This window comes from Streptomyces sp. NPDC101178 (genome assembly GCF_044767965.1).
Taxonomy (GTDB): Bacteria; Actinomycetota; Actinomycetes; order Streptomycetales; family Streptomycetaceae; genus Streptomyces.
This window is the reverse complement of record NZ_JBIWOZ010000007.1, coordinates 480,142-491,030: the sequence shown is the minus strand read 5'-3', so window position 1 is coordinate 491,030 and position 10,889 is coordinate 480,142. Positions and strand designations below refer to the sequence as shown.

The window sequence follows — 10,889 nt, the reverse complement described above, 5'->3', positions numbered from 1 at the left end:
TCGGCGCGGCCGGTCGCGCCGGGCCCCCCCCGGGGGGGGCGGGGCGCGACGGAACCCTCCGCCCCGGGGACCCCTATGGCAGCACCGGGGCGGCCTTCCGACGCCGTACGGGCCCATGGACCCATCCTCCCCGGGGCCGGCCACGGCCGGCCCCGACAGGGCACGCCATCGAAACACGCCAACAGCCAAGAGAGGTGGATCGGATGACCACTGCCGACGACACATTCCGGACGGTGCTCGACGCGGTGCGGAGCATCGCACCGACGCTGCGGGAGAACGCCGCGCGTGCGGACCGGGAAGGATGGATACCCGACGAGAACATCGAACTGCTGGAGAAGGCAGGGGTCTTCGGCATCGCGGTACCCGCACGGTTCGGCGGCACCGACCTGCCCGCCGCCCAGCAGACGGCGGTCGTCGACGAGGTGGCGCGGGCCTGTGGTTCCACGGGCTGGGTCACCTCGGTCTGGATCACCACGGCCTGGATGGCCACCCTGTACCCGGACCGGACCCAGGAGGAGGCCTTCGCCACCGGCCGGGTGCGGATGTCCGGAGGCTTCACGCCCTCCGGCACGCTCGTGCCGACCGAGGGCGGCTACCTGCTGAGCGGCAGCTGGCGGTTCAACACCGGTGTCCGGGGCGCCGAGTGGAACGTGTGCGCCGCCCTGGTGGAGCACGAGGACGGCCGGTTCGAGGACCTGTACCCGCTGGTGCCGACCTCCGACCTCACCATCGGCGACGACTGGGACGTCTTCGGGGCGGCCGGCACCGGCAGTGTCACCTCCTCCGCCGAGGACGTGTTCGTGCCCTCCCACCGGGTGGTCGGTGCCGAGGCGTACGAGTCGGCGACCCGCGACCGCTGGAACGCGGACGTCAAGGGGCGCAACTACCACCTGCTCAGCTACATCCTCGCGGTCAGCACCTCGGTCTTCACCGGTCTCGCCAAGGCGGCGCTCGACACGTTCGTGGCCAAGGCCCCGGGCAAGGGCATCGCCTACTCGAACTGGACCGAGCAGAACCAGCACCCGCATCTCCAGGTCCAGCTGGCCGTCGCCGCCAACAAGATCGCGGCGAGCGAGACCCTGCAGGCGTCCTTCGTGGCACTCCTCCAGGAGCAGGCCGACGAAGGGCGGCCGCTGACGGTCGAGGAGAAGGCCCGCATCCGTGGCCAGATCGCCTACATCGTGCAGACGACGAAGGAGGCGGCCGACCTCCTCTACACGCTCAGCCCCGCCTCCACCATCCTGCGCAGCGGCGCCCTTCAGCGCATCCAGCGGGACATCCTGGCGCTCTCGGCGCACGGCCTCATGGCCCCGGTGGCCAACTACGAGGTCCAAGGACGCGTTCTCCTCGGTCTCGAACCGGGCAACGACTACCTCTGACCGGCGGTGGACGCGGGAAACGGCGCGGGCTCGGGCGACGGGGAGACCGCCGGCCGGGCCCGCGCCGTTTCCCGGCGCCGGTGGCTATGCCGCGGGGCCGTCCCACACCCCGGTAGCCACCGTCTCCTTCGCGTAGGTCTCGAAGTCGCGGGGCTCACGGCCCAGCAGCCGGCGCACGGTGTCCATCGCACTGCTGGTCAAGCCTTCGCGTACATGGCTCATGAGGACCGCCTCCATCTGCACGAACTCCTCCTTCTCCATGTACCAGCACAGTGGGGGGACGTCCTTGGCCCGTAGCTCCTGGACGAACTCCTCGACGGTGAGCGAGGTGAAGCGGAAGTCGCGTCCGGAGACCTCGGCGATCCTCGCCACGGCGTCGCCGAAGGTCATCAAGCCGGGCCCGGTCACCTCGTAGACATGCTCGTGGTGTCCTTCCTCGGTCAGCAGCACGGCGGCCACCTCGGCGACGTCCCGGGTGTCGACGAACGCCTCCAGGCCGTCCCCGGTCGGCAGCCGCACCTCTCCGGCGAGCAGCGGCTGAAGGAGGAGGGCCTCACTGAAGTTCTGTGCGAACCAGGCGGACCGCAGAACGGCGGTGGAGAGGCCGGGTGCTCCGATGACGGCGTTCTCGGTGGGGGCCGCTTCGGGCCAGCCGCGAGCCGACTGCAGGACGAGGCGCTGGACGCCCTCCGCGACGGCCACCTCGCACAGGGCGCTCAGCCGTTCCGGTGCGTCGGGGCTCGGCAGATTCTGTAGATGGACGACATAGGCGGAACGGGCGCCGGCGAGCGCGGGAGCCCAGGAGGAGCGGTCGAACCAGTCGAAGTAGGCGGCGCCGGAGCGTGAGGCGACGCGGACGGGTATGCCACGTCTCTGAAGGGCGGGCACGAGATGACGGCCGACTTTGCCATGACCGCCGATGACCACTGCCGGATTCTGATTCATGCCTTCAGTCCAGCGGCATTCCGCCCTCGCTTCAAGGGAGTTCGGAATGCTCTGCCACTTCCGTGAACTGCGGTTTCCTCTCCCCGGCCGAGCACAGTTCCACCGGAGTGTGCGAGCGGTTGACGGGGTGGACCCCGGAATCCCGGAGTCCACCCCGTGGCCCGCGTACCAACGGTCTCACTCCGTGGCGCGGCCTCGGCGCACGGCCTCGTAGGTGGCGGTGTAACTGGAGGTCGCTCCCCGGTGGCCCAGGGCCTTGGCCCGGTGCTCGACGGAGGCGACGGCGCGCAGCACGGCCGTGTCGACGCCGCGCAGCTCGGCGGCGCGGATGATGTCGTCCACGTTCGAGCACCGCATGGTCAGCAGTTCGCCGCCGCCCGGATAGGCGCCCTCGTCGATCTCCCGCGCGGTGTCCGGCGCGAGCATCCTGACGGTGTCCAGCATGACATCGAGGTACGGGGCGAAGTCGGCGGCCTTCACACCGTCGCTGCCCGCCAGGGCGAAAGCGTGCATCATGCCCGACATGCCGGTCCACAGGAAGTCGAGCAGGGACATGTCGTAGAGGGCGGCGAAGCCGGGGTCCTCGCCGACGTACCGGACGCGGCCGCCCAGGGCGTCGAACACCGCGTGGTGGGTGTCGTAGCCGGTGCGGGAGCCGCTGAGGAAGACCAGGGAGTCCGGGGTGTCGATGAAGTTCGGACCGATCATGATGGCGCCGTCGAGGTAGTCGATCTCGTGCTTGGCGGCCCAGTCACCGAACTCACGAGAACGCTCGGAGGTGCTGGTGGCGACATTGACGAGGAGGCGTCCGGCGAGGTCCGCGGTGTCCACGGTTTCGAGCACGGCATCGGCGCTGTCGTAGTCGATCACGCAGATCAAGACGAGTTCACCCGCGCGCACGGCATCGCCGGGAGTGGCGGCGAGCGTCGCCCCCTGGGAGACGAGCTCCTCGCCCTTCTCCGGTGAGCGGTTCCAGACGGTGGTGGGGTGGCCGGCCCGCAGGAACGCCCCGGCGAGGGCCTGGCCCATGCTGCCGAGTCCGAGCACGGTCACGGAGGTCTTCCGGGCTTTGGGCTGAGTGGTCATACGAGGCAGCCTCCGTCCTCGTCGGACCGCACCGCAAGAGGGCCCGGAGCGGAGGATGTCCTGCGGGTTGCCCGGGAGTTGGCGCACGATGGAACGCCGTCGGCCGCAGCCGCAAACAGCACAGGCCCCGCGGCGGGCGGGGCCTGTCCTCACCGTGCGCGTGAGCACGGCCGAGAGGTGTTATGCGGTGGGTTCGTCGGCGACGGGGCGGTCGACGGCCATGATCCAGTTGCCGTTGGTGTCGTGGACGAGGACGTCGGTGCAGATGCCGTCGATGATGTTGGTGCCGTCGGGGGTGGGGATTTCGAGGTGGAAGCGGACGATGAGGAGGATGGTGTCGTTGGTGCGGAAGGAGTGGAGGACTTTGGAGGTGAGGGCGGGCTTGGTGGCGAGGAAGGCGGTGATGGCTTCGGTGCGGGCGGTGCCGGTGAGGGGGGTTCCGGTGAGGTTGGAGACGGCGTCGTCGCGGTAGAGCTGGTCGAAGATGGCGCCTTCGCCGGAGTTGAACGCGTTGAGGAAGACCTCGTTCTGCTGGTCGGGGTCGTCGGTGAGGGTCAGGTCGATGCCGAGCGTTTCGCTCATGGTGAGAACGTCCTTATTCCTTGGCTGAATTCATCGGGAAACTACTGTGGGTGCGCCGGCCCGCGAAGGCGGTGCCGATCAGCGGTGCAGCGGCGTCAGATGTCCTTGCCGTGCGGGTTGTCGATGGCGAAACGCCATATGCCGTCGGTGCCGCGACGCAGCACGTCGAGACCGATGCCCGCGTGGTGAGCCGGGCCCTCCTTCACCTCCGCGAGGTCGATGGTCCAGTCCACGACCAGCAGAGCCGTGTCCGAAGTCACGTACGACTCCAGGACGTTGATTTTCATGGTGGGCTTCTGGGCGAGGAATTCGGCGAGTTCGTCCTGGCGGGCCTTGCCGCTGATGGCCTTGCCCTTCTCCCAGGCCGTGACCGCGTCCTCGGTGTAGTGCTGTTCGAGGATGGCGGGGTCGTGCGAGTTGAAGGCTCGCACGTAATTCTGGGCGTGCTCGAGGACTTCCGCGGTGAGCGCGTCGGTGGAGGCTGCCATGGAGAAGATCACTCCTATTGCATGAGGGTCCACGAGGTCCCCTGAGGAACCTCCCAGGCGTCTGGCCAACGTAGGGGCGGGTGTCCCATCGCTCAGTCACTGAGGGTCAACGAGGCCGGCCACGGCCCCGGCCTGCACCGGAGATCCCATAAAAAGAACGGTCGTTCCAAATTTTTTGGCGCACCGGAGCCCGTCCGAAAAGCTCCGGCGCGCCGCCGCCCGGAGCGCTCACACAGCATGAACCTGCTGTTCAGACGGTGTGCGACCAGAGGTTGTCAGGATGCCCCGGACGAGACTCCGAAGCGGTCCGCCGTCGAGGGAAGATACCTAACCCTTGCAGAAACCGAACCATTGGTTTGTATTGTGAGAGTCGAGCTTCTGCTCGCGAGCCGTGCCGGGCGCTGCCTTCGGGTGACCCCTGTCTGCGCCCGCGGGCAGGTGTCGGGGGAGAACACCACCAGATGCGGGGGATAGGTATGTGGTTCCGGATGCTCGGGCCGTTGGAGGTCGTCGTCGACGGCCGGCCGGTCGACCTGGGAGGCAGCAAACAGCGCGCGACGCTGGGCCTCCTGCTGCTGCAGCCGGGCCGCGTGGTGCCCACCAGCCGCCTTCTCACGGCGCTGTGGAACGAGGAGGAGACCCCGGTCACCGCCCGGAAAATCCTGCAGAACGCCGTCTGGGGGCTGCGCCGGAGACTCTCCGTGCTCAACGAGGAGGGGCGGGACGGGGTGACGCTGAGCACCCGGGCGCCCGGTTACACCCTGGAGGTCGCGCCCGAGCGCATCGATCTGCACCTCTTCCGGCAGATGGCGACCGAGGGCCGGGCGCATCTGGCCTCGGGCGCACCCGAGGAGGCGGCCCGGCACCTGGAGTCGGCCCTGAAGCTGTGGCGCGGTGCCGTGCTGTCGGACCTTACCGAGGTCGGCATCGTCTGGCCCGAGGTGACGACCGTGCAGAACGCCCGACTCGACGTCCTGGAGGACTGGTTCGAGGCCCAGCTGGAGTGCGGGCGGCACGCCTCGGTCCTTGGCGAGATAGCAACGCTCGTGGAGAACGAGCCGCTGCGCGAACGCGCCTGCGGCCAGTTGATGCGGGCCCTGTACCGCTGCGGCAGACAGGCCGACGCGCTCGGCGTCTACCGGCGCCTGCGGGCCTCCCTGGTCGAGGACCTCGGCCTGGAGCCGAGCCGGGAGCTGCGCCTGCTCCACCAGGCCATCCTGGAGCACGACCCGGCGCTCCACCCCACTCAGCAGCCCCCCGTCCGCATCGCCGCTCCGGCCGTCGTCCCCGACCCTCCGGCCCGCCGGCACGTCAGCGTCGTGCTGGTGCGGGCCGGATTCGACCGGCCCGTCGGCGAACCGCGCGAGACCGACCTCGTGCTCGACGAGGTGGACCTGCGTATCCGTCAGGAGATCGAAAGCAGGGGCGGAACCGTCGTCGCCGCGCTGGGTACCGACATCCTCGGTCTCTTTCCCGGCCGCCCGTACTCCACCGACCATGCCGAGCGCGCGGTGCGTACGGCCACCGCCGTGTGCGACGTCTTCGCCCGGACATCCGGGTCGGCCGTGCCGGGCGGCGCCGCGGTCACTGCCGCGGTCGTGACCGGCGAGGCCCTGGTGCGCCGCCGCGGAGCGGAGGGCGGGGCCACCTCCCTGTCGGTCAGCGGCATGCTGCCGCACATCGCCCAGACGATGCTGGCCCAGGCACCGGAGGGAGAGATCCAGATCTGTCCCGCCACCCGCAAGGCGCTGGCCCGGTCGGCCGCCTGGGAACGCCATCCCGAACTGTCGGGACATCAGGCGACCCGCATGGGCGGCGCATCGGCCGCGTGATGGATGACTGACGGAAAACGGTCGTTGGCGACGATCGTGAACCGTCAGTGCACTACCCACCCGCCGGGCTCGGTTCAGGATGCGCTGTCCGGGGTTTTCGCAGCTCCGCGGTGCTGCGCCCCCTCGTGACCTCAGCGGCTCCGCCGCGCGACCGGCGAAACTTTGCGATTCAGTGACGTGCCCATGGTTGTCCGATTACCCACTGCTTCTTGGGTGATGGGGTCACATCGGGCGGTTCCGACTAGCGTCCCGGCCTTGTCGGGCGTCATCAGTATGAGGAGTCAGGATGAAGTGGAACGACGTGTACGTCGCGGGGACCGCGTCGTACCTATGCGCTGAGGAGAAGGTCGCGGAGGCCGTCGCCGACGGCCGGTACGACGCCGCGGAGGCCGAGACGGACGACCTGTTGGCCGTGCGGGTGGCCGGCCCCGACGAATTCCCGCCAGGCATGGCCGCGGCGGCCGCGACCGAGGCGATGAGCCGCTCCGGTATCGCACCCGCCGACGTCGTCCTGGTCGCCGCGGCGGGCGTCGGGTTCCAGGGCCTCGACCTCTCCACCCCCGCCTCGTACATCCAGGGCCAGGTGCTCGGCCGCCACGGGGCGTCGGCCGTGACCGTGGGGCAGGCGTCCAACGGCGGCATGGCGGCGCTCGACCTCGCCGCCGCGTACGTCGCCTCACGCCCGGCACCGGCGGCCGCCCTCGTCACCACCGGGGACAAGTTCGCCCTCCCGCAGTTCGACCGGTACCGCACCGACAGCGGCATCGTCCTCTCGGACGGTGCGACCGGCCTGGTCCTCAGCCGGGGCGGCGGCGTCGCCCGGCTGGAGGCCTCGAACGTGATCAGCGACGCCGCGCACGAAGGGTTCTGGCGCGGCGACACCCCGTGGACCGATCACAGCGACCCGGCCGGCTGGCCCGTGAACCTGCTGCCGCGCAAGGAGCAGTACCTGGCGCAGGGCGTGGACCTGATGGCTGTCCTGATCAACCTGGACAAGCGCCAGCAGGAGTGCGTCGACCTGACGCTCGACGAGGCCGGCATCCGTATCGAGGACGTGGCCCGGTTCGTCTACCCGAACGTCGGCAGCAAGCTCTTCGACTGGGAGCTGATGGCCTCGCTCGGCATCGACCGCTCCCGCACGACATGGGACTGGGGCCGTCAGGTCGGTCACCTCGGCGGCGGTGACCAGATCGCCGGACTCAACCACCTCCTGGAGACCCAGGCCGTGGGTCCGGGGGACAAGGTCGTCCTCGTCGGCACGGGCGGCGGCTGGAGCTTCGGCTGCGCGGTGCTGGAGATCCAGGAGACCCCCCACTGGACCGCCTCGGCCGGCCTGACGGAGGCGAACGGTGCGCGCTGAAGCAGCGGCCACGATACGGGCCTTCCTCGCACGGCGCTTCCCCGACGAAACCGTCGAGGACGGCCAGGACATCTTCGCCACCGGCCTCGCCACGTCCCTTTTCACCATGGAACTCGTCCGCTTCGTCGAGCGCACCTTCGGATTCGAGGTGCCGGACCGCGAGTTGCAGATGAGCAGCTTCCGCAGCATCGACGCCATGGCCGACCTCGTGGTGCGCATGGACACTGCGTCGGCGACCGGCTGAATCCGAGGAGACAGCATGCTGGACACAGTCCAAGAAGCCCGGGAGAGACCGGAGAGCCGGACGCCCCACGCGGCCCGGGCCATTCCGGGGGACGGGGCCACCGGCCGCACGAGCGAGTTCCTGCACGAGTTCCTGCTGGAGTCGGCCGCCGTCACACCGGAGCGCCCCGCCGTGATCGGGCTCTCCGCCGAGGGAACACCGCAGGCGACCTCGTACCGCCGGCTCCGGGAGCAGGCGGAGCGGTACGCGGCGGAGCTGAGCGCACTCGGCATCGGCATCGGCGACCGGGTGATCGTGGAGTCCGACGCCTCCGGGCCGGCGCTCGCGCTGCTGATCGCCTGCGCCTCCCTCGGCGCGCCGTTCGTCCCGGTGGGTCCGCAGGCGCCCGACGAGCGGATCAACGCCGTCACCGCGGCCGCCGAACCGGTCCTGCACCTGCGCGCGGACACCGCGCCGGACCGTGAGACACCCGAGTCCGTCGGCCTGGCCGTCTTCGGACCGGGGAGCTTCACCGTGCTGCGGCCGCCCGCCGCGGTGGACGCCGGCCACCGGCGCACCGAACTCGCCTGCACCGACCCGGCCTACGTCATCTTCACCTCCGGTACCACGGGCGCTCCCAAGGGCGTCGTGATGAACCACCGAGCCATCACCTCCTTCTTCCGCGGGATGCTCGCCCACGACATCGTCGGTCCCGAGGACCGCGTCGCCTCCACCGCCCCGCTCCAGTTCGACTTCTCCCTCCTCGACGCCGGACTGGCGCTGGGCAGCGGTGCCGCGCTGATACCCGTACCGCGTGATCTGCTGCCCTGGCCGCGCAGGCTGCTGCGCTTCCTCGCCGACACCGGCGCGACCCAGGTAGACGGAGCGCCGTCGATCTGGCGCAACGTGCTGCGGTACGAGCCGGAGCGGCTCGCCGCGCTGGAGAACCTGCGCGGTGTGCTGTACTCCGGCGAGGAGTTCCCGCTGCCCGAGCTGCGCGCCCTGCGCAAAGCCCGGCCGGACCTGAGGATCGTCAACTGCTACGGGTCCACCGAGTCCGTCGCGGCCTCCTTCACCCAGGTGCCGAACCCCCTGCCCGACGACGTCGAGCGGCTGTCGATCGGGCGGGCCCACCCCGGCGCCGAGATGGTCCTCGTCGACGACGAGGGGCGCGTGGTGCGCGAGAGCGGCGTGGTCGGTGAGATCCACCTGCACAGTCCGGCGCTGTTCAGCGGCTACTGGAACGACCCGGACGCCACCCGTGCCGCCCTGGTTCCCGACCCGCAGTGCCCGCAGTCCGGTCAAGTGGTGTTCCGCACGCGGGATCTGGCGGAACGAGGCGAGGACGGGCAGCTGTACTACCGGGGCCGCGCGGACTCGCTGGTGAAGGTCCGCGGCAACCGCGTCGACCTGGGCGAGATCGACCGGTGCCTCATGGCCGCCCCGGGGGTGACCCTCGCGGCGACCCTGCTGCTCGACACCGGCGCCGACGGCGATCAGACGCTCGCCGCGTTCGTGGCGACCGATGACGAAACGGCGGGTGGCAGCACTCCGGACGAGTCCGCGCTCCGCCTGCTCTGCACCCGCACGCTCCCCAGCTACATGGTGCCCGAGCGGGTGCATGTCCTGGACGAACTGCCCCTCAACAGCCACGGAAAGATCGACCGGTCCGGATTGCGGCAGCGGTTCGCGGCGAAGCACACGGCCGGGGAGGGCCTCGCATGACCACCAGGAGCATTTCTCCGAACATGGCGCTCGACCAGCTGATCATCGAGCGCAAGGCACGGGGCGAGGACATCCTCCACCTGGGCTTCGGCGAGTCGCGACTGCCGGTCTTTCCCGCCCTGATCGAACGGCTGATGGCGGGCGCGAAGAACTCCGCGTACGGCCCGGTCGTCGGAGGCCTCGCGGCGCGCCGGGCGGTGGCGGGCTGGTTCGACCGCCGGCGGCTGCCCACGGACCCCGGACAGATCGTGCTCGCCCCCGGCAGCAAACCGCTGCTGATGGCGCTGCAGATGTCGCTGCCGGGCGACCTGGTCGTACCGCGGCCCGCCTGGAACACCTACGTGCCGCAGGCCGTCGCGCTGGGCAAGCGGGTCCACCCCGTGCCCATCCCCGAAGCCTGCGGCGGCGTCCCCGACCCGGCCCTCCTGCGCGGCGTCGTCGAGGACGCGCGGGCCGCCGGCGCGAACCCGCGCATCATGATCCTCACCCTGCCCGACAACCCCACGGGAACGCACGCCCCGCCGGCGCTCGTCCGAGAACTCTGCGCCCTGGCGCAGGAGTTGGATCTGGTCATCATCTCCGATGAGATCTACCGGGATGTCCTGCACGATCCACGCGAGCCGTTCCTCAGCCCCGCGGAGATCGCGCCGGAGCGGACCGTCGTCACCACGGGCCTCAGCAAGAACCTCGCCATCGGCGGCTGGCGCATCGGTGCCGCACGGTTCCCGGAAGGGCCCCTAGGCGAGGACATCCGCGCCGCGGTGGCCGCGGCCGCCAGCGAGGTGTGGTCCAACCTGGCCGGCCCCATGCAGGAGGTGGCGGCCTACGCCTTCGACGAGCCGCCGGAGCTGACCGAGCACATCGCCCGCTCGACCCGGCTGCACGGCATCGTGGCGCGCCGGGCCCACGAGATCCTGGTCAAAGCCGGCGGCGCCTGCCGCCCGCCCACCGGGGCCTTCTACCTCTATCCCGACCTGGAGCCGCTTCGCGACGCGCTCGCCGAGCACGGGGTCACCGACTCCGCGTCTCTGGCACACCGCTTCCTGGAGCACACCGGAGTAGCCGTGCTCGGCGGGCACCACCTGGGTGACCTGCCGCAGGCGCTGCGCTTCCGGATCGCCACCTGCCAGCTCTACGGACCGACCGAAGAGGCACAGCAGGAAGCGCTCGACGCGGCTGATCCGCTCCAGCTTCCCTACGTCTCCCAAGCGCTCTCCCGTTGGGAAGAGTCGCTCGTCCGACTGTTCCGCTAGACGCGCAGACAAGGAC

General features: G+C 70.3%; 10 protein-coding genes. 6 read left to right on the top strand and 4 right to left on the bottom strand.

All coding sequences use genetic code 11. The features are described 5' to 3' along the window. Positions 1-203 precede the first annotated feature (203 nt). Complete coding sequence (locus ACIRR8_RS22475; protein WP_404067539.1) at positions 204-1,379, top strand: acyl-CoA dehydrogenase family protein; 1,176 nt, start codon at positions 204-206, stop codon at positions 1,377-1,379. Positions 1,380-1,463: 84 nt separating this feature from the next. On the opposite strand, the gene ACIRR8_RS22470 is transcribed toward ACIRR8_RS22475, so the two are convergent. The 4 genes from ACIRR8_RS22470 to ACIRR8_RS22455 all read right to left on the bottom strand — a co-directional run bounded on the left by ACIRR8_RS22470 (position 1,464) and on the right by ACIRR8_RS22455 (position 4,480). Then, on the bottom strand, positions 1,464-2,324 hold the full coding sequence (locus ACIRR8_RS22470; protein WP_404067536.1) for an NAD-dependent epimerase/dehydratase family protein: 861 nt from the start codon (positions 2,322-2,324) through the stop codon (positions 1,464-1,466). A gap of 177 nt (positions 2,325-2,501) precedes the next feature. Then, a complete protein-coding gene (locus ACIRR8_RS22465) occupies positions 2,502-3,410 on the bottom strand; it encodes an NAD(P)-dependent oxidoreductase (protein ID WP_404067533.1) in 909 nt (302 codons plus the stop codon). A gap of 180 nt (positions 3,411-3,590) precedes the next feature. Next, positions 3,591-3,992: a nuclear transport factor 2 family protein gene (locus tag ACIRR8_RS22460; RefSeq protein WP_319172740.1), complete on the bottom strand. Its 402-nt coding sequence runs from the start codon at positions 3,990-3,992 to the stop codon at positions 3,591-3,593. Between the two features lie 95 nt (positions 3,993-4,087). Next, a complete protein-coding gene (locus ACIRR8_RS22455) occupies positions 4,088-4,480 on the bottom strand; it encodes a YybH family protein (protein ID WP_404067530.1) in 393 nt (130 codons plus the stop codon). Between the two features lie 461 nt (positions 4,481-4,941). Here ACIRR8_RS22455 and ACIRR8_RS22450 point away from each other — a divergent pair, with 461 nt between their 5' ends. The 5 genes from ACIRR8_RS22450 (at position 4,942) to ACIRR8_RS22430 (ending at position 10,873) form a co-directional block, all read left to right on the top strand. Further along, positions 4,942-6,312 (top strand): BTAD domain-containing putative transcriptional regulator, encoded by a 1,371-nt coding sequence (locus tag ACIRR8_RS22450; RefSeq protein WP_404067528.1) that lies wholly within the window; start codon positions 4,942-4,944, stop codon positions 6,310-6,312. Positions 6,313-6,598: 286 nt separating this feature from the next. After that, positions 6,599-7,672 carry a ketoacyl-ACP synthase III family protein gene (locus ACIRR8_RS22445; protein WP_404067525.1) on the top strand — a complete coding sequence of 358 codons (1,074 nt, stop codon included), beginning with the start codon at positions 6,599-6,601 and terminating at the stop codon, positions 7,670-7,672. Beyond that, entirely contained in the window at positions 7,662-7,916 is a 255-nt protein-coding gene (locus tag ACIRR8_RS22440) for a phosphopantetheine-binding protein (RefSeq protein WP_128849608.1), read from the top strand. Before ACIRR8_RS22445 ends, ACIRR8_RS22440 begins: the two co-directional genes overlap by 11 nt. Positions 7,917-7,931: 15 nt before the next feature. After that, positions 7,932-9,620 carry an AMP-binding protein gene (locus ACIRR8_RS22435; RefSeq protein WP_404067522.1) on the top strand — a complete coding sequence of 563 codons (1,689 nt, stop codon included), beginning with the start codon at positions 7,932-7,934 and terminating at the stop codon, positions 9,618-9,620. After that, a complete protein-coding gene (locus tag ACIRR8_RS22430; protein ID WP_404067519.1) occupies positions 9,617-10,873 on the top strand; it encodes a pyridoxal phosphate-dependent aminotransferase in 1,257 nt (418 codons plus the stop codon). Before ACIRR8_RS22435 ends, ACIRR8_RS22430 begins: the two co-directional genes overlap by 4 nt. Positions 10,874-10,889: the final 16 nt, after the last annotated feature.

What these genes read in the sequence shown, in the direction of transcription:
- ACIRR8_RS22475 (WP_404067539.1), top strand. Translation starts at nt 204, where the DNA reads ATGACCACTGCCGACGACACATTCCGGACGGTGCTCGACGCGGTGCGG.
- ACIRR8_RS22470 (WP_404067536.1), bottom strand. Translation starts at nt 2,324, where the DNA reads ATGAATCAGAATCCGGCAGTGGTCATCGGCGGTCATGGCAAAGTCGGC.
- ACIRR8_RS22465 (WP_404067533.1), bottom strand. Translation starts at nt 3,410, where the DNA reads ATGACCACTCAGCCCAAAGCCCGGAAGACCTCCGTGACCGTGCTCGGA.
- ACIRR8_RS22460 (WP_319172740.1), bottom strand. Translation starts at nt 3,992, where the DNA reads ATGAGCGAAACGCTCGGCATCGACCTGACCCTCACCGACGACCCCGAC.
- ACIRR8_RS22455 (WP_404067530.1), bottom strand. Translation starts at nt 4,480, where the DNA reads ATGGCAGCCTCCACCGACGCGCTCACCGCGGAAGTCCTCGAGCACGCC.
- ACIRR8_RS22450 (WP_404067528.1), top strand. Translation starts at nt 4,942, where the DNA reads ATGCGGGGGATAGGTATGTGGTTCCGGATGCTCGGGCCGTTGGAGGTC.
- ACIRR8_RS22445 (WP_404067525.1), top strand. Translation starts at nt 6,599, where the DNA reads ATGAAGTGGAACGACGTGTACGTCGCGGGGACCGCGTCGTACCTATGC.
- ACIRR8_RS22435 (WP_404067522.1), top strand. Translation starts at nt 7,932, where the DNA reads ATGCTGGACACAGTCCAAGAAGCCCGGGAGAGACCGGAGAGCCGGACG.
- ACIRR8_RS22430 (WP_404067519.1), top strand. Translation starts at nt 9,617, where the DNA reads ATGACCACCAGGAGCATTTCTCCGAACATGGCGCTCGACCAGCTGATC.